We start from the raw sequence: 22,606 nt of genomic DNA, 5'->3' as shown, positions 1-22,606 counted from the left end.
CGGTCTTATCGGGTAACGAACAACCGGGCCGTGATTACCAAATACTAGGGATGTTTTCCTATTATGGGTTCATGACTTGGGGAAACAACGAGAAAAAAGGCGTGCCGTGGTGAGACGAGGCGCGGGGGAGGCGGCGCTCGAAGGAGCAACACCGCTTGCAACGCTGCGTGCTCGCGGCATCCACCAGCTCATCCAGGGGCTGTGGCTGGGAACCTTCTGGATGCTGGTGCTCGGTCTGTGGATAGGCAGCGCGAACGTCATTCCCTTTGTCGTCATTTATGCAGCGGCGAGCGCAATTCCGACATTCCTGTTCCACCGCCGCGGCGACAGCCGCATGCTGCGAGCCATATTGGCGATGGTCAGCGTCGGTTATACGATGTTGTTCGTCGCGATGTTCGAAGGGCACGGGGCTCAGGAAAGCGTACATTTGCTGTTCCTGGTGGGGCTCGGTGCGATGGTGCGCCTCTATGACTGGCGCGCCGTTGCACTCTCGACGCTTGCGGTTGTCGCCTATCAGATCGTCACCTACACCTTCTTTCCCGCAATCGCATACAAACCCGGATTTCTCCTCGTGGAGTTGCTGGTGCACATTGCCGGTATCGGCCTGACCGGGCTGGTGCTGTGCCAATTGGCCATCGTCGCGGGCGGTGCGATCACGCAGCAGGCGCGGATGCGCCTCGAGGCGGACAAGAATGCCCGACAGGCCGATGAACTCGCGATCGAGGCCGAACGGCGCGCGCGCGAAGTCGAGCAGGCTGTCATAGAGATGCGCGCAGCACAGGCATCGGCAGCCGAAGCGCGCGGTCGCTATGAAAGCGAACAGCGCCGTAACGGGGAGGTGCGGCGCAGCGAAATGATGGCGCTTGTCTCCTCCTTCCAGGCGCTGGTCGCCGACGCGGTGGATGCGGTGAAGAACGCTTCCGAGGAACTGGATCATTTCGCCGGTTCGCTCAACGAAGTGGCCGAAGCGACGAGCCGGGAAACCGCCGAGACCGCCGCGATGATTGCGCAATCGTCCGATGGCGCAGACATGCTGGCGGCACGTATTCGCGAACTCAGTGCTTCGATCGCGCATATCGCGAGCAGCGTCGAACAACAGGCGGACGCGACCGAACAGGCGCGGGAGCTTTCCCAGAGCGGCAGTACGGTGATGGCGTCGCTCGGCCAGCATACCCAGGCGATTGCCGGCTTTGCAGGATCGATTCACGAGATCGCCTCGCGCACCAATCTGCTCGCGCTCAACGCGACGATCGAAGCCGCCCGGGCCGGTGAGGCGGGGCAGGGGTTCGCCGTCGTCGCGCATGAAGTCAAGCAACTCGCCCGGCAGGCTTCCGGGGCGACCGAAGAGATCCAGGCACTCGCGCAACGCGCGCAGGGGGGCGCCCACGAAGCACGCGGCGCCCTCGGCGAAATCGCTGCGATGGTGTCGCAAATGTCCTATGCCGCAGCGGCGATCCGCACCGCGGTCGACAACCAGCGCGAGACCGCCCGCGCGATCGACGGCAGCGCGGGAGATGCGGCCGCCGGCACAGCCAGTGCCGCTGATCGAATGAACGGCATCGTTAGCGGCGCGCGCCGGACTGCGTTGCTTTCCAGTCAGGTTTCGCAATCCGCGGCGGAACTCGCCCGTACCGCGGGAATGCTCGAAACCGCCTCCGACGATTTCGTGAAGCGGCTCAACGCGGCCTGACGACGCTGCGCATCCGCGCAACAAACCGTATCCGGTTCGGCAATTATATTTCCCGGGGCTTGTAACCGCGCGGCAACGGCCGCACCATGCCGTCACAACGCCGGCGGGAGCCAAAGCGGAACCGGACCGGCGGGCGCAGGAGGGATGTCGTAACTCCGTCAGGGAGCGTTGTCGCTTGCCCACGCCCGTTCGTCTGCGTTGCATGTTTCCGATCCGGCCGGACAATCTTCAGGCCGGCATTTCCTTCGCCCGGGCATCTGCCCGATGATCCTCTCCGAATGGATCGTGCCGATGGTCGCCATGCTCGCCGCCGGACTGGCTGCGGGCTTCGCGGGCGGATTGTTCGGAATCGGCGGGGGCTTCGTGGTTGTTCCGGCATTGGTCGCGGTGCTGCCATTGCTGGGGGCGAGCAAGGCGGAATTGATGCATGTTGCGGTCGGCACGTCGCTGGCGACGATCGTGGCGACGTCGATCCGCTCGGTAACCTCCCATGCCAAACGCGACGCAGTCGATTTCGCGCTGCTCAGGAGCTGGGCGCCCTGGGTCGTACTGGGCGTAGGAATCGGCGTGGTGCTCGCGGCCTGGGTTTCGGGCGACGGGCTGACGGTGATTTTCGGGGCCGGGATGCTGCTGATGGGGCTGCATTTCCTCTTTCCCCTGCTCGCCGGACGGCAAGTCGCCGAAGCGATGCCGGGCGGTGTCGCGCGGATCGGAATCGCGGGTGGGATCGGCGCCTTTTCATCGCTGCTGGGCATTGGCGGCGGGACGCCCTCGATCATCGTGATGACGCTTCACGGCAAGTCGATCCATCGCGCCATCGCCACGGCTTCCGGGGTCGGAACGATCATTGCCATCCCCGGCGCGCTGGGCTTCATCGTGACCGGCTGGGGCGCGCACGGCCTTCCGGTCGGATCGCTGGGCTATGTCAACATTCCCGCGGCAGCGGCGATCATGGCGATGTCGGTGCTTTCGGCGCCCTGGGGCGTAGCGGCGGCGCATTGGCTGAGCCCGGTGCTGCTGCGGCGGATATTCGGCGTGTATCTTCTCGTCATCGGCGGATTGATGGTCCGCAACGGACTGGGGTGAATATCGACCTGATTCTGGAAACTCGAACTGTTGGGGGACAAGCGATGGGAATGAAGGTTTCGCGGCGCGGGCTGCTCGGGGCGGCGTCAGTGGGTGTGGGGATGGCCGCCTTCCCCTGTTACGCCGAAAGTTTCGGCGCCGCGCCGCAGGATGCGCCGCTGTTCGGCCCGGCGCCGGGTGTCGCGCTGCTTTCGCGCAACGAAAACCCCTATGGACCCGCGCCCAGCGCGGTGCAGTCGATCACACGCTGGGCGGACAAGGGCTGCTATTATGCCGATGGCGGCGCGCGCCGGCTGGTGGAAATGCTGTCCGAACGCTTCGGCGTCGGCATGGACCATATCGCGATCGGCAGCGGGTCGACCGAAATCCTGATGTCGGCGGCGCTGGCGATGAAGGACAAGGGCGCGATCGTCTGCCCCGAACTCTTCTGGGATGCAACGGTGCTTTACGCCCAGGCCAAGGGCGCGAACGTCAAACGCGTTCCGCTGAAGCCGGACATGAGCGTCGATCTGGCCGCGATGGAAGCGGCGGTGACCGACGATGTCGCGCTGGTGCAGATCTGCAACCCCAACAATCCCACCGGCATGGTGCTCGATGGCGAGGAACTGCGCGGGTTCGTGCGCCGTGTGAGCCAGAAGGCGACGGTGCTGATCGATGAAGCCTATATCGAACTCACCGACCGGCCCGACTATTCGAGCGTCGTCGATCTGGTGAAGGAAGGGTGCGATCTGATCGTCACGCGCACTTTCTCGAAGATCTACGGCATGGCCGGGCTGCGCGTCGGCTATGCCGTGACGACGCCCGAAAATGTCCATGCGATCCGCGGCTATGAAATGAGCTTCGGCGGCAATACCGCGGGGCTTGCAGCGGCGGTCGCTTCCTACAATGATGCCGGCTTCACCAATTTCTCGAAGGACAAGATCCTCGAGGCGCGCGGCATCATGCTCGATGCAGTGGCGGCGGCGGGCCTGCGCGCGCTGCCGAGCCAGACCAATTTCCTCTATGTCGAAGTGCCGGATGCCGATGCGATGCAGGCGGCGATGCGCGAGCGCGGGGTGATGATCCGTCCGGCATATGGGAAGTGGAAAACCTGGTCGCGCGCCTCGACCGGCCGGATCGAGGATGTGCGCCGCTATGCCGCGGCGCTGCCGGAGATCATCGGCGCGTGATGCGCATGGCGGCGACCATGCTCGCCGCCAGAAGCGCGCCCTCGGCGGCGGTGGTGACGGCATGGGAAACTGGGCCGAACCCCGCTTCGCCGAAAGGCGTTCCCAGCGCATCGAGCTGAAGCCGGGATCCGGGCATGGCCTGCGCGAGCAGGTCGAGACTTCCCGCCATCAGCTGGCCGCCCAGCAGATTCACGAGCAGCCCGGCGCACGCGCCGAAAACCGCCGCCGCCCCGGCTGATCGCCGGACGGAAAACCCGCGGCGCGCGGCAAGCCAGTAGCCTAGCCCCACCGCGCCGCCGAGCAGCGCGCCTTCCGGGGCGCCGGTCATGCGTGCCGGGGCATGGCCGAGCAGCAGCGCGAAACCGTCCATCGCGAGCAACTTCACGAAGCCGCCGACGATCACGCCGCCCGCCGCGCCGCTCAGGATGCTCCAGCCGCTGTCGCGTTCGCCCGCCAGTTCGGGTGCGGCAATGCCGAACGCCACGCCTGCGCCGCCTATGGTGGCGATCAGCAGCGTTGCGATCAGCAGCACGAGAAAGGCGGACAGCGCGCCTCCGCCGCCTGATGCCGCGACGATGCCGAACAGGATGCCGCCGACCAGTCCGGCGGTCGCCGCGCCGGCCGTGCCGCCCAGCGCCAGCCGCAACGGCGCGCGCCAGATCGGCTCCTCCCCCGCGACGGCGGGACCGGGTTCAGCAGCGCGCACCTCGGCGACGAAGCGATAGCCATGCTTTGGTACGGTTTCGATGAAACGCGGGCGCACCGCATCGTCGCCGAGCTGGCGCCGCAGCGTGCGGATACACTGGGTCAGCGCCTCATCGGTCACCGGCACGCCGCGCCACACTTGCTCGTGGAAGCGATCCTTGGAAACCAGCTTGCCGGCCTCGCCGACCATCAGGATCAGCGCGTCCATATAGCGCGCGTTGAGCGGCACCGGCGCGCCGTTGCGGGTCAGCCGCCGATCGGCGCAATCGAGCGTGAAATCCCCGAATTGAAGCCGCCCGGTCATCGTTTCAGCGAACCCTCAGATTTTGCTCATGCCGATCACCCGGCCGCCGGAATAGCTCCGACACCTCTCTTCACTAGGAGCGTAAGATGATGACAGCAAACGGAGTTGATCGCAGCGGCGGGCAAGTCGCATGGTGGCGCGTCGCGATGTGGGGCGGAGCGGCTACACTGCTTCTGGCGCCGGCAGTCGCGATGCTGGTGACGCGCGAGGTGGACTGGGGGCCGCTCGATTTCGCGGTGTTCGCGGTGATGCTCGGCGCTGCCTGCGGCACGGTGGACCTGGCGGCACGCGCGTCGGGCAGTCTCGCCTATCGCGCGGCGACGGCGATCGCGGCGGGTGCGGCATTTCTGATGGTCTGGGCAAATCTCGCCGTCGGCATAATCGGCAATGAAAATGACGGCGTGAATCTAATCTTTTTCGGTATCCTTGGGGGAGGTTTTGCGGGGGCTTGTTTCGCGCGCTTTCGGGCAAAGGGCCTTGCGGTCACGCTCGCGCTGATGGGAGTGGCGATGCTGGCCAGCATGGCGCTGGCGATCGGTGAGGTTACCGCCGTGTTCGTCGCGATCGGGCTGATCGCGGCACTGTGGCTGGCCGCCGCCGCGCTCTATGCGCGTGCGGCTCAATAGCCCGCGTCGAGATCGACGATATTGCGCATCGGCGTTCCGCTGAGGAACGCGTGGCAGTTTTCGAGGAACAGTGCCGCTGCCCGCTGGAACATCCGTGTCTGGCTGCGACCCGACAAATGCATCGAATGGATGCAGTTGGGCACGTCCCACAACGGATGTTCGGGCGGCAGCGGCTCGGGCGTCACCGTGTCGAGAAAGGCGCCGGCGATGCGGCGCTTTTCCAGCGCTTCGACGAGCGCCTCCTGATCGATCATGTCGCCGCGCCCGACATTGACGATCCATGCCGAGGATTTCATCGCGGCGAATTCGTCGGCGCCGAACATGGCGGCGGTTTCGCCGGTGGCGGGCGCCGCGAGGATCACCCAGTCATATTCGCTCAGCCTTTCGCGCCACTGGTCAGGAGTCAGCGTACCGTCGCGGCCCGACCGGGTGACGCCAGTCACCGCGACGTCGAACCCGGCCAGCCGGTCGCCGATCATCCGGCCGATTGTGCCATAGCCGATGACCAGCGCCGTGCTGTCGTAAAGTTCAACCTGGCCCGGCGCGGTTTCGGTCCATTGGTGCCTGTCGGCCATCCGCACGACTTCGTCGAACCGCTTGGCTGCCGCGAGCACACCCAGCATGGCATATTCGGCGACTGCCTCGGCATTGATGCCATTGCCGTTGGTCAGGATCGCCCCCAGCGCCTTCAGCTGGTCGAGGTCGAGAAAGTCGACGCCCGCGCGCAGCGTCGACACCCATTTGAGCTGCTTGCCAAGCGCCAGCACCTCGCCGCTCGCCCGGGCATTCTGCAAGTCGATCCAGGCGATGTCGGCATCGACCACCATCGCCTCGGCCTCTTCGCGGATGGAAAACCAGTGCGGAGAAAGCCCATCGGGCAGTTTGGGTTCGAGAAGCGGGCGGGCGAGGGCGGGCAGGACGGCTTTCATGTCCTGCCCGATAGCACCAATTCGGGGCGTCAGGCAGTGCCGTCGCCGCAAGGGGCGCCGCGGTGCATTTCGTCGTTGCGCATATGCCAGGCGAGCGATTCTACGCGTTCGACGATCTCGTCGGACACCGGAGAGGGTGGAACGATCTCGCCCCATGCCTTATGGAAACAGGCCAGCCAGCCGGTCACTTCCTCGGCACCGATCGCTGCCGGGAAGTGCCGCATCCGAAGCCGGGGGTGGCCGTATTTGTCGGTGTAGAGCGGCGGCCCGCCCAGCCAGCCGGTGAGATATTCGTAGAGCTTCTCCTCGGCGCGCGCGGTCGAAGGCGGATGCACAGCGCGGCATGCCCTTGCTTCGGGCAATTCGTCCATCAGCGCATAGAAGCGGGCACAAAACGCGCGGATCGTCGGCTCGCCTCCGATTGTCTCATAGGGCGTGGTCGCGGAAACGGCGGCTTCGGTCATGGCGACATATTCTCCAGCGTTTCCGATCATGTAGGGGGTCGGCCGCCGGTCAACAATTCACGTTTCCTGTAAGTGTCGGGGCGAGCGCCGCGCCTATAGCTCGGGCCGCCAGTCCCAGCCCATCGGATCGCCGTCCATCACTTCGATGCCCGCGGCGGTGAGGTCGTCGCGGATCGCGTCGGAACGGGCAAAATCCTTTGCTGCGCGCGCTTCGCGGCGTTCGGCGAGCCGTGCCTCGACTTCGTCGGCGGTCAGGCCGGCGCTTTCGGGGCGGACACGCAGGTCGCTTCGCGTCAGCGACAGCAGCTTCAGCCCGAGTACGGCATCGAATTCCGCCAGCGCCTCGATCCGTGCTTCGGCGGGCATTCGCTTCTGCGCCAGCAGTTCCTCGAGCGCGGGCAGGGCGCGGGGCGTGTTGAGATCGTCCGACACCGCTTCGTCGAGCGCGGCAACGAAGCGCGCGGCGGGATGCCCCTCGGCCCGCGCCGCGCCGTCGGCAACTGCTTCCACCGGATCGGGAAGATGCTTGCGCACGGCAATCACCAGCCGCTGCAACCGCGTGAGCGCGGCGGCCAGATTGTCGGTGCTGAATTCCAGCTCGCTGCGATAATGCGCCGAAAGGCACATCAGGCGATAGGCGAGCGGATGCACGCCGCGCGCGATCAGGCCGTCCAGCGTCGCGATGCCGCCCTTGGACTTCGACATCTTGCCCGACCGGTCGACCAGGAAATTATTGTGCATCCAGAAGCGTGCGCCGCTGTCCGCGCAGTCGCAGAAAGCCTGATTCTGGGCGATTTCATTGACGTGGTGGATCTCGCGATGGTCGATCCCGCCGGTATGGATGTCGAACGGCAGGCCCAGATACATGCGCCCCATCACCGAACATTCGAGATGCCAGCCCGGCGCGCCCTTGCCCCAGGGCGAATCCCATTCCATCTGGCGCGTCTCGCCGGGCGGCGTCTTGCGCCAGATCGCGAAATCCTGGGGATGGCGCTTTCCCTCCACCGGATCGATGCGGCCCTCGCCGGCGTCGTCGCGCACGCCGGCCAGCCTGCCGTAGTCAGGCACGGTCGTGCTGTCGAAATAGAGGCCGCTGGCGATCTCGTAGCAATGGTCGGGCGCGATCTTCTTCGCGAAATCGAGCATTTCGTCGATGCAGCTCGTTGCCGTCGGCATGTATGTGGGCGGTGCGATGTTGAGATCGGCTAGGTTGCGTTTGAACACCCCGGTATAATGTTCGGCGATATCCCATGCGCTCATCGCACGCGCCTTGGCGGCGGCTTCCATCTTGTCGTCGCCGGCATCGGCGTCGGACGTCAGGTGACCGACATCTGTGATGTTGAGAACATGGGTGAGCGCATAGCCCTTCCACCGCAGCACGCGGCTCAGCGTATCGGTGAAGACATAGGCGCGCAGATTGCCCAGATGCGGATCGGAATAGACCGTCGGCCCGCAGGAATAGACGCGCACACCTGCCGCAGGATCGAGTGGTTCGAACCGCTCGAACGAGCGACTGAATGAGTTATAAAGGCGAAGCGGATGTTGCTGCATGGCGCAGGCCCATAGCCGCTCACGGGGATTTCGTCACAACTTGTTTGTCTATGGAGCCGCGCCCGCTTCTTTCGCCGCGCGGGACAGGCTTCATACGCCCTGTTCGAGTGCCTTCGCTATCATGGCGCTCCACACTTCGGCGGCATTGCCATCGACCGCGTCACCTGCCGCCACCATTTCGGCGGTGGGCTCGCGAAGCGTCTTGAGAACCGCCGTGGCCCGCTCGACTTCCTGTTCCCAGGTCGCGTCGATATGGCCGCTGACCGCAGCGGCGATCGCCGCGCCGCCCTTCGGCTTGCTTCCGTTCGAACTATGGGCTTCGGCGCAGATGACGCGCGCGACGCGCTCGATCGGCGCAGTAAGGGCGATATCGGTCATGGCATGGCTCCCGTTTCGCTGCATTGGGCCAACGCCTGTTGCGTCCCGCCGTTCCCGCGCGAGCGGGGTGGCACGGAAGAACAGCCGTTTTCCCAACGCCATATCATCGCGAAGGTCAGGCCGCCAGCGAACCGGGCGTTTCGGATTTTCCGTGGCTGCGGAACAGCCCCGTGCCCTGCATGCCGCCCGCATTCATCGGTACAGCCGTGCTGCAATAGGCGCATTCGGCGGTCATGCGACCGATAATCCAATGCTCTTTCCCACACCCGGGACAGTGATTGACTTCACCCGGACGATACGAAACGCGGTACCCGGTATGGGCCTGACGAATGCCGAAATCGTACATCGTGTAATCTCCCTTGAACCGGCCCTGAAAACGGGTGGGGAAAGATCTTTGTTCCGCCCCCGCCGCGAATCGCGTCAACTTCCATTCGCCGCGTTCTGGGACCGACTCGGCGGTAAAGCTTGGAAAAAGGCGCGGTTCGGAACGGTGTAAAATCCGATTTCGGCGATAGGATTCATCGGACATCAGGCCGAAAATCAGTGCGGCAGCCGGATGCTCCGCGAAAAGGATTCGACCAGCCCCGCGTCCAGCTGGCCTTTCATTTCCTCCAGCTCGCGCAGCGCCCGGCCTGGAAGGCAGGCGTCCTTGTGCGGACGCTGCGAAGTCAGCGCGTCATAGACGTCGCAGATTGCGCTCATCCGCACGGCCTTGCTCAGATGCGTGCCCTTGTGTCCGTGCGGATAGCCGCGTCCGTCGATCCGCTCGTGATGCTGCAGGCAGACCTGATAGACTTCCTCGGGCAGGTTCCCGGATTCGAGCAGCATGCCGTGCCCTGTCTCGGGGTGTTGACGCATCGCACGCAATTCCTGGGCGGTCAGTGGTCCGCGCTTCTGGAGGATCGCGCCATCGACTCGCGCCTTGCCGACGTCGTGGAGCAGGCCGGCCATGCCGAGCCGCAGCACCATATCCTTTTCCATCCCGAGATCGCGCGCGAAACCGACCATATAGCCGCAGACCGACACGGCATGGAGATGCATATATTCGTCGCGCCGCTTCATCATGCCGAAGTGGAACAGGATATCCCGACTGCGTTCGACGCATTCGGCCACATCGCGCACGAGCGGTTCGATCATGGCCGGATTGGGGGCGATCCCGCTGCCGGCGTCGTCATAGAGCCTGTGAACCAGTCCCTTGGTACGCATCAGCAGCGCGCTTGCTTCCCTGCGCGCTTCGTCCGAGCTCAGTCTGGAGGGCGCGGCCGCGGGCGCGACGGCGTCATGCGTCCGGGAGGGCGCGCGGGAGCGCACATCGGCGCAGGCGCATGACCCGCATGATGCGGTGGCGCCGCGGCCTTCATCGATCACGACCGCCGAAAGACCGGCCTCGCGAATCCGCCGGGCGGTGGCTTCGTCGGAAACCATCAGTCGCGAGCGCCAGAAAGGGTGTTCCAGCCAGTTGCCCTCGAAGCTGTGGACATACATACCCACGGCCACGCATCGCGCGGGAATGCGTTTATACATTGCCGGCATTTCCTGACGGGGCGCGAAAGCGAATCCTCGCCGGAGCCGCTCCACATCGTGCGCCGGATTCACGACCGATATGCGAAACCCTCCCCCTCACGCTATTCTCCGTGCGACCGTCGGCCCAAATGCCGGGCGTAGCGACGCCATCTGGAAATATCATAGAGGGGAGCGAGCGCAGCGGACGTCATAGCGCGGAAAAAAGCGCCTTGGTGCACGATCGAAACGACGGGGAATCGCCTGCGCGAGAAATGGAGGCCCGAGCCGGAATCGAACCGGCGTATACGGATTTGCAGTCCGCTGCGTCACCACTCCGCCATCGGGCCTCGGCGCGGCGAACGCGCGAAATGCGCGGCGGCGGGCTTCCTGTCAACACCGTGATTGATTCGGGGGTTCCACGGATACCATCCGAAATTATTGCGTTACGGTGCGGTGCGATATGCGTCCCGGTGAAAGACCGTCCGGTCGACCGGCGCCGGGTGCCCGGTTTTTTTGGCTTCTTGGAGAGCGGAGTGCCTGAACTGATCAGCGCGCGCAGTAGCGAACAGCAGCGATTACGGGCGATGCGACGCTATCGAGTCGCGGGCACCGACAACATTGCGGAATTCGACAGCCTGGTGCGGCTCGCCATCGTCGCACTCTCTGCCCCGGCCGCAGCGATCAGCATTGTCGATGACGAACGCGTGACGATCAAGGCGGCGGCAGGGGCCATCGCCCTGTCCTCGCTGCCGGCAGAGTATGCGCTCTGCAACCTCGCAATCCGTCAGAACCGGCCCTGGATCGTCGAGGACGCGCTCAGCGACGAACGGACCAGAAATAATCCCTATGTCGTGGGGCCGCCGCGTCTGCGCTTTTATGCCGGTGCGCCGCTGCGCACATCGGACGGATATAATATCGGCATGTTCGCCATAGTGGGGTCGAAACCGCGAACGCTTGCGCCGGTAGAGCTGAAACTGCTCGCACATATGGCGGAAGTGGCGATGGACGTTCTCGAAATGCGCTTGATGGTGCTCAGCCAGGCGCAGGATATTTCCGCGCTCGCGGAAAGACAGTCCGTCTGGAAACGGGGCGCCTGAACCCTGAAATCGCGGCGCTGACGTCAAAGTTTCTTGCCAGCTTGCTTGGCGCCGGGGATTTGGCGCGATACAAGCGCACCAAAGCAACAAGTGTATTGCATGACTATAACGGTTGTGCGACAGGGCAGGAATGATGACTCTTTCGGTGGATTCCCCTGTGGACGGCGCGGATCGCTTTGCCGCGATGCGCCATGCGATGGTGGCGAGCCAGCTTCGCACCAATGCAGTGAACGATCCTCGCGTGGTCGAGGCGATGTCGCGGGTGCCGCGCGAAGCCTATGTTCCCGAAACGGTACGATCGATTGCCTATCGCGATACGCAACTGCCGTTGGCGGGCGGCCGTACACAGAATTTGCCGATGGCGACCGGCCGGCTGCTGACCGAGGCGCATGTCCGCCATGATGATCATGTGCTGCTGATCGGGGCCGCGGGCGGCTATACCGCCGCGGTGCTCGCGCTGCTCGCCGGATCGGTGGTCGCGCTGGAGGAAGAGCCCGCGCTCGTCGCACTGGCGCGCGCCGCGCTCGCGGAGGAAAAGACGGTCGAGCTGGTCGAAGGGCCGCTGGCGGCGGGCTGGGCCGCCGCGGCTCCCTATGATCTGCTGGTGATCGACGGCGCCGTCGAACATGTGCCCGACACGATTCTCGAACAGTTGAAGCCGGGTGCGCGTGTCGTGACCGGTATCGTCGATCGCGGAGTCACGCGGCTCGCCTCGGGCCGCCGCTCGGCGGGCGGTTTCGGCCTGGCGGATTTCGCGGACTGTGATTGTGCGGTTCTTCCCGGCTTCGCCCGACCGGTTTCGTTCCGGTTCTGATGATGGGCCGCTTTTTGATGACGGGGACGAAACCGATGCGCATTGCCTCTTTCCTGATGAGCGTCAGCTTGCTCGCGGTCGCTATGCCCGCCGCGGCGCAGGACGCGCCGTCGGCACAGGGCGATCGGGTTGCGGCGACCACCACGCTGCAGGATGCGATGGTTCAGGCCTACAATACCAATCCCCAGCTTTCCGGCGCCCGCGCCGAATTGCGTGCGACGGACGAAGGCGTTCCGCTGGCGCGTGCGGGGGGCCTGCCCTCGGTGCGCACGAGCAGCGGTTACAGTGAAAACCTCTATGACAGTGGCGCGACCGGAGTCAGCCCGACCCGCACGGGATCGGTGGGCGTCGATGCCTCGCTGCCCATCTATTCGGGCGGTTCGGTCCAAAATTCGGTGCGCGCCGCCGAAAGCCGTGTTGAATCCGGTCGCGCCAGCCTGCGCGGGACCGAATCCGATCTCTTCGTTTCAGTGGTCACGGTCTATCTCGACGTCATTCGCTACGAAGCAATCGTTCGCCTGAACCAGCAGAATGTGGAGGCGCTCCGCGTCAATCTGCAGGCGACACGCGACCGGTTCGAGGTCGGCGACCTGACGCGTACCGACGTGGCCCAGTCCGAAGCGCGGCTGGCGCTGGCGGAGAGCCAGCTGCGCGGTGCCGAGGCCCAGCTGATCGCAAGCCGCGAATCCTATATTCGCGTGGTCGGATCGCCGCCGGGAACGCTGGCGTCGCCGCCGCCGCTGCCCGATCTGCCCGACAGCCCCGATGTCGCGGTGCGCATCGCGCTCGACGAAAATCCCGATCTCGCCGCCGCGCGCAAGGCGCGCGAAGCGAGCGGCTACGACACCGATGTGGCGCGCGCCTCGCGGCTGCCGCAGGTCAGCGTCAATGTCGGCACCGATTACTATAATTATCTGGGATCGCTTGGAAATCAGGCGTCGCTGCTCGGATATGAGAATGACGGCCTTTCCGCCTCGGCGGGAGTGAGTGTTTCCTTCCCGCTCTTCCAGGGCGGGCGCCCCGCCGCGCAGATCCGCCAAGCGCAGGCGCGCGAGGCACAGTCGATCGAGCAAGTGACGCTGACCGAGCGCGCGATCATCGCGCAGGTCCGTTCGGCCTATGCCAATTACCGCTCGGCGCTTCGCGTGATCGAAGCGTCGCGGGTCGCGGTCGAGGCGAATCAGCTTTCGCTCGAAGGCGTCCGCGCCGAAAACAGCGTCGGCACGCGCACGATTCTCGATATCCTCAACGCTGAGCAGGAACTGCTCAACTCGCAGGTAAATTACGTGACGGCGCAGCGCGACGCCTATGTCGCCGGGTTCACGCTGCTCGCGGCGATGGGCCGGGCGGAAGCGAAGGATCTCGGCCTCGGCGGCGGCACGCTGTACGATCCGAGGTCAAACTATAATCGCGTACGCGGCGGCTGGTCCGACTGGAGCACCGGCGACGCGCCCGAACCGGTTGCCACATCGACCGCGCAAACGCCGTCGCAGACGCCCGATGTCAGCAATACGCTCGACCCGATGCTGCGACGCCCCGTTGACACGACCTACCCTGATAGCTCAGGGGAATAGGGTTAACCGCGCAGAGCGCAGCAGCAAAAGGGGTGCTCGATATGGGGGATATCAGTACCGAGCCGTCGATGGAGGAGATTCTCTCGTCCATCAAACGGATCATTTCCGAAGAAGGCAGTGCGCCTTCGGCACCGCGCAGCCGCCGCGCCGCGCGCCCGACGCCTTCGCGCGAGGAAGGTGAAGACGGGGCCCGCGATCTCGAGGAGGTTCTCGAATTGCGTGATGCCGTCGAAACAGCGCGGGAAGACGAGCCGGTGCTGCGCGAAGACAGCGAAGCGGCTGCGCCGAAGGCGCAAAGGCCGGCCCCTCGCGCCGAAAACCCAGAAGCCGCGCCGAGCGAGGCGGAACAGGTGGAAGCGTTGCGCAACGCCGAGAGCATCATTTCCGATCGCGCCGCAGAGGCGAGCCGCGGCAAGCTCGAGGCGCTGTCGCGGATGGTGGTGAAGCCGCAGGTGCCCGGTTCGGACACGCTTGAAGGCATGGTGCGCGAAATGCTGCGCCCGATGCTCAGCGACTGGCTCGACGACAATCTGCCGCGCATCGTCGAGGAACTGGTTTCCAAGGAAATCACTCGGATCACCGGCCGCAACGGCTGAATTCCGCTTTGATCGCCTGCCGGGTGCCGCGCAGGCTTGTCTTGCGCGGCGGCGCGGTTATGTGCCGGGCCTATGAGTGAATTGCCCAAAACCTTCGATCCGGCCGAGATCGAGAAGCGCTGGTATACCCATTGGGAAGATGAGGGGCTGTTCCGGCCCGATCGCCCGAATGCCGAGCCGTGGACGCTGGTAAACCCGCCGCCCAACGTGACGGGCAGCCTGCATATCGGCCATGCGCTAGACAATACGCTGCAGGACATTCTCGTCCGCCATGCGCGGCTGCAGGGCAAGGACGCGCGCTGGGTGGTCGGCACCGATCATGCCGGCATCGCGACGCAGATGGTGGTCGAGCGCCAGCTCAACGAAAAGCAGGACAAGCGCACCAACTATACCCGCGAACAATTCGTCGACATGGTGTGGAAGTGGAAGGAAGAGAGCGGCGGGCAGATCACCGGCCAGCTCCGCCGCCTCGGCTGCTCGATGGACTGGGCGAACGAACGCTTCACCATGGACGATGGCTTTTCGAAGGCCGTGCTCAAGGTGTTCGTCGACCTCTATAATCAGGGCCTGCTCTATCGCGACAAGCGCCTGGTGAACTGGGACCCGGGCCTCGGCACCGCGATCAGCGATCTCGAAGTCGAGACGATCGAAGTGAAGGGCGGCTTCTGGCGTTTTTCCTATCCGCTCGCCGACGGCAGCGGCAGCATCGAAGTCGCCACCACGCGCCCCGAAACGATGCTCGCCGACATGGCGGTGGCGGTGCATCCCGAGGATGAGCGCTATACCGCGCTGGTCGGCAAGCAGATCCGCCTGCCGATCACCGGGCGCCTCATTCCCATCGTCGCTGACGAACATGCCGACCCCGAACTGGGTTCGGGCGCGGTGAAGATCACGCCGGGGCATGACTTCAACGACTTCGAAGTCGGCAAGCGCGCCGGGATGAAGCCCGCCGACATGCTCAATATGCTCGATGCCAAGGCTGCTGTGACGCAGACCGCGGACGGGCTGATCCCCGATGAATATCTCGGCCTGGACCGGTTCGAGGCGCGCACGCTGGTCGTGAAGCGCCTCAAGGAGCTCGGCTGCCTGATCCCGCATGTCGTGAAGGACAAGGAAGGCAACGAAACCGAAGCGGATTTCGAACCGCGCACGATCCAGACGCCCTATGGCGACCGGTCGAACGTGGTGATCGAGCCGTGGCTGACCGACCAATGGTATGTCGATGCCAAGACGCTGGCCGGCCCCGCAATCGATGCGGTCAAGTCCGGCGCGATCAACATGGTGCCGAAGAGCTGGGAAAAGACCTTCTTCCACTGGATGGAGAATATCCAGCCGTGGTGCGTCAGCCGCCAGTTGTGGTGGGGGCACCGGATTCCGGCCTGGTATGGGCCATCAGTCACTCCTCTCGGGTATGACTTTGTAAATCCAAAGCATTTCGTGGCCGAAACTGAGGAAGCCGCGACCGAGCTCGCTCGTGAATATTATGTTCAATTCGTCGAAGAAGAATTTGAGATTAAAACGTTCGGTCGGCAGGTTGAAGCGGACGTTCACGTAAAGTCATACCACCGTGAGATTCCTCTCTGGCGAGACGAGGACGTCCTCGACACCTGGTTCTCCTCCGCGCTCTGGCCGTTCGCGACGATGGGCTGGCCGGAACCGGGCGAGTGGGAGGCGCGCTATCCCAACAGCGTGCTCATTTCCGGCTTCGACATCCTGTTCTTCTGGGATGCGCGGATGATGATGCAGGGGCTGCACTTCCTGAAGGAAGTGCCGTTCAAGACCCTGTATTTGCACGGTTTGGTTCGCGCCGCGGACGGATCGAAAATGTCCAAGTCCAAGGGCAATACCGTCGATCCGCTCGGCCTGATCGATCAATATGGCGCCGATGCGCTGCGCTTCTTCATGGCGGCGATGGAAAGCCAGGGCCGCGACATCAAGATGGATGAGAAGCGCGTCGAAGGCTATCGCAACTTCGCGACCAAGCTGTGGAACGCGGCGCGCTTCTGTCAGTCGAACGGCATCGGCGCGAGCAGCACGATCGAGCCGCCGGTCGCCGATCTCGCGGTCAATCGCTGGATCATTGCCGAGACGGTGGCGTGCGTGCAGGCGATGGACCTCGCCTTCGCCGACTTGCGCTTCGACGGCGCGGCGAACGCGATCTACCAGTTCGTGTGGAGCCGCTTCTGCGACTGGTATCTCGAACTGATCAAGCCGGTGCTGCAGGGCGGCGATGCCCCCGGGAGTTTCTCGGGCGACGAAATGCGCGAAGCCGCCGGGGCGCAGGGCGAAGTCGCCGAAACGCGCGCGGTGGCGGGCTGGGTGCTCGATCAGATCCTCGTCATGCTCCACCCGTTCATGCCCTTCATCACCGAAGAGCTGTGGTCGAAAACCGGCAAGCGCGAGCATGACCTGATCGTCGCGCAGTGGCCGATGGCGGATGCGCGCGCGCTCGATCCCGACGCGGCGCGTGAAATCGACTGGCTGATCGAGCTGGTGAGCGAAATCCGCGCGGCGCGCACCGAAGTGAATGTGCCGCCGGGCGCCCGCCTGCCGCTCCATGTCGCCGATGCGTCGGAACTGACGCTGGCCCGGCTTCAGCGGCAGGGCTCGGCGCTGGCGCGGCTGGCACGCGTCGATGTCGCGAGCGGCACGGCGCCGGCGGGTGGCGCGCTGCAGGTGGTGGTCGATGAAGCGACCTTCGCGCTGCCGATCGGCGACGTCGTCGATCTCGACGCCGAACGCGCGCGTCTGACCAAGGCGATCGCGGCGGCGGAGAAGGAGCGCGACAGCCTCGGCAAGCGGCTGGAAAACCCGGCCTTTGTTGAAAAGGCCAAGCCCGAAGCGGTGGAAAAGGCCCGCACCGATTTCGCCGACAAGGCGGCGGAGGCGGAGCGGCTGAGCGCGGCGCTGCAGCGGCTCGGTTAGGCATCCCGAAAATCGCGCCCTAGCAATCTCGTGCCAGGGCGCCGGGAGCGTTTGGGTGACGAAATGCGGTGTTAACCCAATGTATTAAGGGCGATTGTCCATTCTCTATATGCGCTGCGACACCTATTTGCCTTGATGTCAGTAACCGGCCCGCGCCGGAATCCGGTCAGGGAAACAGGATAATGAGTCGTTCCAAACTATTGCTCGCCGCCTCGCTGGGTGCCGCAGCACTTGCCATGCCGCAAACGGCAAGTGCGCAGGTGGTCACCGGGCTCGATGCGCTGCGCAACTGGAATCTGATGGTGCTGGGCGACCTGACCTCCTCGTCGGAAGTCGAGGGGCGCACCTATGTCACCGGCAATCTGAACGGCAACAGCTCCAACTATCAGATCCGCACGCCTTCGGACGCGACCGTTTCCGGCCTTCCGGGGCTGACCGTGGTCGGCGACGTGACCGGAGGGGCCAAGAATCTCAACAACGGTTCGGGCGCAGTGATCGGCGGCAATGTCGACAGCGGGTTCAATCTGAACGGCGCGCCGCAGACAGTGAAGGTCGGCGGCACGATTTCCAACACCAACGTCAATTCGAACACTGTCAATTCGGGGCTGGCGGCAAGCGATCCAGCGTTCATGTCCGATCTGCAGCTACAGGCGAGCGTGCTCGATTCGAGCCTGCATGATCTGTCGCACGACCTGGCGGGCCTCGATGCCAACAGCACGGCGACGTTCAGCGGCAATCGCGGCACCTTCGATGCCACGCCGGGCGCTGATGGCGTGGCGGTGTTCAGCATCGACGCCGCCGATCTCGACAGCATCGGCGAGATTCAGTTCAACACCAACGGCGCCGACACGGTGGTCGTCAATGTCGCGGGCGCCGACATCAATCTGAACGACAATTTTCTGGGCGGGACCAGCGGTCTCGGCGAAAACGTCATCTGGAATTTCAGCGAGGCCGAGACGCTCGACCTGTCGACTGCCTGGGGCGGATCGGTCCTGGCGCCCGATGCCGACGCCCATACCCGGAATTATGTCGAAGGATCGGCGGTGTTCGGCAATCTGGTGCAGGATGGCGAGTTCCATCTCGGCACCTATGCGGGCGGCTATAACCCGCCGAGCAATCCCGGCGGTGGCGGCGATCCAACGCCGGTGCCCGAACCGGGTACGATGCTGTTGTTCCTGATCGGCGCGGGCGGGCTGTTCTATGTCGCCCGCCGTCAGCGGAAGACCGCGGCGGCCTGAACGTCGTCCCGCTTGCATGGGCGCCTCCGTGCGGCCAATAGCGGGGGCGGGGGGATGATGACGGGCGAATTGCGCGCGTCCCGCCTTCTGCTTGAGGAGAGGGCATGGCGCAGCGGGCGAAACAGGACCTTACGACCGGCCCGATCGGCCTGACGCTGCTGACCTTTGCCCTGCCGACGCTGGCGACGTCGGTGCTGCAATCGCTCAACGGTTCGATCAACGCGGTCTGGGTGGGGCGGTTTCTGGGCGAGGAAGCGCTTGCCGCCGCGTCCAATGCGAACCTGATTCTGTTTCTCACCATGTCGTTCGTCTTCGGCTTCGGCATGGCGGGCACGATTCTGGTGGGGCAGGCCTGGGGGCGCAAGGACGTCGATGCCGTCCGCCGCGTGATCGGATCGGTGATCGGCGGTTTCCTGGCGCTCGCCTTCGTGATGGCGGCGCTCGGCTGGATCTTCGCGCCGCAGATTCTCGACCTGATGGGCGTCGCGCCCGGCGCTCGCGAATTCGCGCTCACTTATCTGCGGATCATTTTCCTCGCCATCCCGTCGGGCATGGTGCTGATGGTGTTCATGATGGCGCTGCGCGGCACCGGCGACGCGATGACGCCGATGTGGGTGATGGGCATATCGGCGGTGATCGATTGCACGCTCAATCCGGTGCTCATCCTCGGCCTCGGTCCGTTCCCCGAAATGGGGATTGCGGGCGCCGCCACGGCGACGCTGGTCACCAATGTCGTGGGGCTCGCGGGCACGCTGGTCTATGTCTATGCGCGCGACTTGCCGGTGCGGCTGCGCGGGCCGGAACTCGCCTATCTCAAGCCGGATCCGGCGCTGGTCCGCCGCATCATGGGCATGGGTCTGCCGATGGGCATGCAGATGATCGTGATGTCGCTGTCGTCTGTGACGATGCTCGGTCTGGTCAATCGACAGGGGGTCGATACCACTGCCGCCTATGGCGTTGCGCTGCAGCTCTGGACCTATGTCGCGATGCCCGCGATGGCGCTCAGCGGCGCGGTAAGCGCGATGGCGGCGCAGAATATCGGCGCGGGGAAATGGGACCGTATCGGGCGAATCACGGGCTACGGCATCTTCTACAATCTGGCCGGAACGGGCGCGCTGGTATTGTTGCTCGCTATCGCCGATCGCCCCGCGCTTGCGCTGTTCCTGGGCGGTGACAGCCCGGCATTGCCGATCGCCCAGCATATCCAGCTGATCGCGACCTGGAGCTACATCATCGCCGGCGTCACGATGGTGCTGTTCGGCACGGTGCGCGCGAATGGCGCGGTGTGGGTGCCGCTGATCATCCTGACGGTGACGATGATTCCCATCCGCGTCGGCTTTGCCGTCGCCGGGCAGGACTGGCTCGGTGCCGATGCGATCTGGGCGGCCTTCCCGGCGAGCTCGCTGGTCAGCCTGCTGCTCGCTGCGGCCTATTATCGCTGGGGCAAGTGGCGAAAGCCGAAGCCGGGCATGACGCGCCCCGGCCCCGATCGCGCAGTCGAGGAAGCCAATGCCAGCCTCGACCCCGACGGCAAGATGACGCCGACCGGCTGAGGCTTGCAAGCCGCCGCCGCGCCGCGCAGAAGCGCTCCGCATGGCTCAGGAAACCGAACCCGCAGGCGAAACGCGCGAAGTCACCGGCATCGTCGGCAGAGAAGGGCCCGCGCTGGTCGAGACCGAGCGGGGCAACGAGCTGGTGTTCCAGCTTTTCCCGTGGCGCGCCGATCGCGGCAAGGTGTCGCTTTCGCGGCTCAGCGTGGTGACCCAGACGCACGAGCCGATAGAAACCTGGTTCGATCGCCTGTCGCCCGGGGCGCCCGTTTCGATCCGCGGCTTCCTTCCCGACTGGGAATCGAGCCACGGGCTGGTGATGACGGCGTGGCTGGGCCCGGCGCGCGATCCCGCGCTGGCCGCCGCGGTGCAACGCTGGAACCGTGACCAGTCGTTGCGCCACCCGGCATTCAAGGCATTCGATTATGACATCGACACCGATCAGTTCAGCGTCACTGCGCGCTGGTCGGGCAAGCCGATGCAGCTGGTGATCGAACGCCCCGAGCGCGAGCCGTTGCAGGCGATCGCAGACCTTGCGGCGCGGTTGTTCGACGACAGCGAAGTCTGGGACATGCGGATCGAATCCTGGCTGCGGCGGGAAATGCCCGATAGCGGCGTGGCGGACTGCGTGCGGCTGAAACGAGTCACGGTTTCGGGCCGGGATCGGGTGGAACTGCTCTATGATGATGGCGATGCGCTGGGCGGCCGCAATCTGATCGCGGAAATCGATCTCGGGCGCGACGTGATCGTGACGGTCGACGTTATCGGCTGATGCCTTGCGCGGTCGCCGATGAAGGCGCACAAGCCGCGCCATGAGCCATTATCCCGTGCTTCGCATGCGCCGTGCGCGTGCTGCCGGCTGGAGCCGCCGTCTCCATGCCGAAACCGTCCTCACTCCCGCCGATCTGATCTGGCCGCTCTTTGTCACCGACGGCGATGGCGAGGAACCGATCGCGACGCTTCCCGGTGTTTCGCGCTGGGGATTGCGGGGGATCGCCGATCGCGCGCGGGAGGCGCGCGAACTGGGCATTCCCTGCATTGCGCTGTTCCCCAACACGCCGGCCGGGCTGCGCAGCGAGCGCGGCGAGGAAGCGCTCAATCCCGACAATCTGATGTGTCGCGCGATCAAGGCGATCAAGGACGCCGCGCCCGAGATCGGCGTGCTTACCGATGTCGCGCTCGATCCCTATACCAGCCACGGCCATGACGGGCTGATCGACGAAGCCGGCTATGTGATGAACGACGACACGGCCGAGCTGCTGGTGGCCCAGGCACTGGTGCAGGCAGCGGCCGGGGCCGATATCGTCGCGCCGAGCGATATGATGGACGGGCGTGTCGGCCGTATCCGCGAGGCGCTGGAGGACGAGGGGCATGTCAATGTCCAGATCATGGCCTATGCCGCCAAATATGCGAGCGGCTTTTACGGGCCGTTTCGCGACGCGGTCGGCAGCCGCGGGCTGCTGCAGGGCGACAAGAAGACCTATCAGATGGATCCGGCCAATTCCGAAGAGGCGCTGCGCGAAGTCGCGCTCGATCTCGACGAAGGCGCGGACAGCGTGATGGTGAAACCCGGACTGCCCTATCTCGACATCATCTGTCGTGTGAAAACTGCGTTCCAAGTACCTGTTTTCGCGTATCAGGTGTCCGGCGAATATGCGATGATCGAAGCGGCCGTGGCGGCCGGGGCGGGCGAGCGCGACGCGCTGGTGATGGAGACGTTGATGGCTTTCAAGCGAGCGGGATGTTCGGGCGTGCTCAGCTATCATGCGCCGCATGCGGCACGGTTGATGGGCGCATGATCACGACCGAGCGGCTGACGCTGCGGCCTCCCGAAGATGCCGATGCGCCTGCGCTTGTGGCGATTCTCAGCAACTCCGAAGTGATGCGCAATCTGGTCCGCAACCCGAGCGTCGAAACCGCCGAGCGCAGCCTGGTGCGGCACCGCGGCTATCGCGAGCATCACGGCCTTGGTTTCTGGGCGGTGGAAATGGACGGCAAGGTGGTGGGGCTTTGCGGGCTCAAGCCGGGCGCCGAGAAGACGCCGATCGAAGGCGAATTGGAGATCGGCTGGATTTTCGCCAAGAAGGTGTGGGGCCAGGGCGTTGCGCGCGAGGCGGCCGAGGCCAGCCTGCAATGGGCCTGGGAAAACCGTCCGGCGACGCGCGTGGTCGCAATCACCGGAGAAGAGCATGTCGTCAGCCAGCGGTTGATGGAAAAGCTCGGCATGCACCGCCTGCCGGAGGGTGATTTCATCCACCCCGATTATGACGCGGAGGATCCGATGGGGCGCAGTGTCACCTATGCGATCGAGCGCCCCGGACTCCACGGTTAATCTGGGCGAAAGCATCCGCGACTAAGGGTCGGGGTTGACGAACGGGGCCGGCCCGCAACGGGTTCGTAACCGGCG

21 protein-coding genes and 1 tRNA gene are annotated in these 22,606 nt (G+C 64.9%); 14 read left to right on the top strand and 8 right to left on the bottom strand.

The features are described from left to right. The first annotated feature begins 106 nt into the window (after nucleotides 1-106). From G5C33_RS13265 to G5C33_RS13255, 3 genes are all read left to right on the top strand, one after another. Nucleotides 107-1,690 (top strand): methyl-accepting chemotaxis protein, encoded by a 1,584-nt coding sequence (locus G5C33_RS13265; RefSeq protein ID WP_206518563.1) that lies wholly within the window; start codon nucleotides 107-109, stop codon nucleotides 1,688-1,690. 264 nt (nucleotides 1,691-1,954) lie between these two features. Further along, nucleotides 1,955-2,776 carry a sulfite exporter TauE/SafE family protein gene (locus G5C33_RS13260; protein WP_165327653.1) on the top strand — a complete coding sequence of 274 codons (822 nt, stop codon included), beginning with the start codon at nucleotides 1,955-1,957 and terminating at the stop codon, nucleotides 2,774-2,776. Between the two features lie 50 nt (nucleotides 2,777-2,826). After that, complete coding sequence (locus G5C33_RS13255) at nucleotides 2,827-3,945, top strand: pyridoxal phosphate-dependent aminotransferase (protein WP_228275066.1); 1,119 nt, start codon at nucleotides 2,827-2,829, stop codon at nucleotides 3,943-3,945. On the opposite strand, the gene G5C33_RS13250 is transcribed toward G5C33_RS13255, so the two are convergent. After that, the gene (locus G5C33_RS13250; RefSeq protein WP_165327651.1) at nucleotides 3,932-4,954 is read right to left on the bottom strand and encodes a winged helix-turn-helix domain-containing protein; all 1,023 of its coding nucleotides are present in this window, start codon (nucleotides 4,952-4,954) and stop codon (nucleotides 3,932-3,934) included. The genes G5C33_RS13255 and G5C33_RS13250 overlap by 14 nt on opposite strands. An 86-nt stretch (nucleotides 4,955-5,040) precedes the next feature. Between G5C33_RS13250 and G5C33_RS13245 the strand changes: the two genes are divergently transcribed. Further along, nucleotides 5,041-5,580, top strand: coding sequence for a hypothetical protein (locus G5C33_RS13245; protein WP_165327650.1), 540 nt, complete (start codon nucleotides 5,041-5,043; stop codon nucleotides 5,578-5,580). Here G5C33_RS13245 and G5C33_RS13240 read toward each other — a convergent pair. The 7 genes from G5C33_RS13240 to G5C33_RS13210 all read right to left on the bottom strand — a co-directional run bounded on the left by G5C33_RS13240 (nucleotide 5,574) and on the right by G5C33_RS13210 (nucleotide 10,752). Next, nucleotides 5,574-6,509, bottom strand: coding sequence for a D-2-hydroxyacid dehydrogenase (locus G5C33_RS13240; protein WP_165327649.1), 936 nt, complete (start codon nucleotides 6,507-6,509; stop codon nucleotides 5,574-5,576). The two genes, G5C33_RS13245 and G5C33_RS13240, sit on opposite strands and share 7 nt — an antisense overlap. A gap of 29 nt (nucleotides 6,510-6,538) precedes the next feature. Then, on the bottom strand, nucleotides 6,539-6,973 hold the full coding sequence (locus tag G5C33_RS13235) for a group II truncated hemoglobin (RefSeq protein WP_165327648.1): 435 nt from the start codon (nucleotides 6,971-6,973) through the stop codon (nucleotides 6,539-6,541). Between the two features lie 93 nt (nucleotides 6,974-7,066). Next, nucleotides 7,067-8,524 carry a cysteine--tRNA ligase gene (cysS, locus tag G5C33_RS13230; RefSeq protein WP_165327647.1) on the bottom strand — a complete coding sequence of 486 codons (1,458 nt, stop codon included), beginning with the start codon at nucleotides 8,522-8,524 and terminating at the stop codon, nucleotides 7,067-7,069. Between the two features lie 90 nt (nucleotides 8,525-8,614). Further along, nucleotides 8,615-8,902: a hypothetical protein gene (locus G5C33_RS13225; RefSeq protein ID WP_206518562.1), complete on the bottom strand. Its 288-nt coding sequence runs from the start codon at nucleotides 8,900-8,902 to the stop codon at nucleotides 8,615-8,617. Nucleotides 8,903-9,017: 115 nt separating this feature from the next. Next, a complete protein-coding gene (locus G5C33_RS13220) occupies nucleotides 9,018-9,431 on the bottom strand; it encodes a hypothetical protein (RefSeq protein ID WP_165325329.1) in 414 nt (137 codons plus the stop codon). An 11-nt stretch (nucleotides 9,432-9,442) separates the two neighbouring features. Then, complete coding sequence (locus tag G5C33_RS13215) at nucleotides 9,443-10,426, bottom strand: HD-GYP domain-containing protein (protein ID WP_228275065.1); 984 nt, start codon at nucleotides 10,424-10,426, stop codon at nucleotides 9,443-9,445. A 252-nt stretch (nucleotides 10,427-10,678) separates the two neighbouring features. Next, nucleotides 10,679-10,752 (bottom strand) — tRNA-Cys (locus G5C33_RS13210). Between the two features lie 21 nt (nucleotides 10,753-10,773). Between G5C33_RS13210 and G5C33_RS13205 the strand changes: the two genes are divergently transcribed. The 10 genes from G5C33_RS13205 to G5C33_RS13160 all read left to right on the top strand — a co-directional run bounded on the left by G5C33_RS13205 (nucleotide 10,774) and on the right by G5C33_RS13160 (nucleotide 22,531). Next, complete coding sequence (locus G5C33_RS13205; RefSeq protein WP_165327645.1) at nucleotides 10,774-11,502, top strand: GAF domain-containing protein; 729 nt, start codon at nucleotides 10,774-10,776, stop codon at nucleotides 11,500-11,502. A 130-nt stretch (nucleotides 11,503-11,632) separates the two neighbouring features. Further along, complete coding sequence (locus G5C33_RS13200; RefSeq protein ID WP_206518561.1) at nucleotides 11,633-12,316, top strand: protein-L-isoaspartate O-methyltransferase family protein; 684 nt, start codon at nucleotides 11,633-11,635, stop codon at nucleotides 12,314-12,316. A gap of 35 nt (nucleotides 12,317-12,351) precedes the next feature. Further along, a complete protein-coding gene (locus G5C33_RS13195) occupies nucleotides 12,352-13,890 on the top strand; it encodes a TolC family outer membrane protein (protein WP_165328860.1) in 1,539 nt (512 codons plus the stop codon). A gap of 41 nt (nucleotides 13,891-13,931) precedes the next feature. Beyond that, complete coding sequence (locus tag G5C33_RS13190) at nucleotides 13,932-14,486, top strand: DUF2497 domain-containing protein (protein ID WP_165327644.1); 555 nt, start codon at nucleotides 13,932-13,934, stop codon at nucleotides 14,484-14,486. Between the two features lie 72 nt (nucleotides 14,487-14,558). Beyond that, the gene (locus tag G5C33_RS13185; RefSeq protein ID WP_165327643.1) at nucleotides 14,559-17,411 is read left to right on the top strand and encodes a valine--tRNA ligase; all 2,853 of its coding nucleotides are present in this window, start codon (nucleotides 14,559-14,561) and stop codon (nucleotides 17,409-17,411) included. Nucleotides 17,412-17,593: 182 nt separating this feature from the next. Then, the gene (locus G5C33_RS13180; protein ID WP_165327642.1) at nucleotides 17,594-18,649 is read left to right on the top strand and encodes a choice-of-anchor A family protein; all 1,056 of its coding nucleotides are present in this window, start codon (nucleotides 17,594-17,596) and stop codon (nucleotides 18,647-18,649) included. Between the two features lie 104 nt (nucleotides 18,650-18,753). Next, nucleotides 18,754-20,202, top strand: a complete 1,449-nt coding sequence (locus G5C33_RS13175) for an MATE family efflux transporter (protein ID WP_165327641.1) — start codon at nucleotides 18,754-18,756, stop codon at nucleotides 20,200-20,202. 40 nt (nucleotides 20,203-20,242) lie between these two features. Beyond that, nucleotides 20,243-20,971, top strand: a complete 729-nt coding sequence (locus G5C33_RS13170) for a hypothetical protein (RefSeq protein WP_165327640.1) — start codon at nucleotides 20,243-20,245, stop codon at nucleotides 20,969-20,971. 40 nt (nucleotides 20,972-21,011) lie between these two features. Beyond that, a complete protein-coding gene (gene hemB, locus G5C33_RS13165) occupies nucleotides 21,012-21,998 on the top strand; it encodes a porphobilinogen synthase (RefSeq protein ID WP_165327639.1) in 987 nt (328 codons plus the stop codon). Continuing rightward, entirely contained in the window at nucleotides 21,995-22,531 is a 537-nt protein-coding gene (locus G5C33_RS13160; RefSeq protein ID WP_165327638.1) for a GNAT family N-acetyltransferase, read from the top strand. Before hemB ends, G5C33_RS13160 begins: the two co-directional genes overlap by 4 nt. Nucleotides 22,532-22,606 lie beyond the last annotated feature (75 nt).

Origin of the sequence: Sphingosinithalassobacter tenebrarum (genome assembly GCF_011057975.1) — a bacterium.
Taxonomy (GTDB): Bacteria; Pseudomonadota; Alphaproteobacteria; order Sphingomonadales; family Sphingomonadaceae; genus Sphingomonas; species Sphingomonas tenebrarum.
The sequence above is the reverse complement of the archived record's forward strand: the minus strand, read 5'-3'. Positions and strand labels throughout refer to the sequence as shown.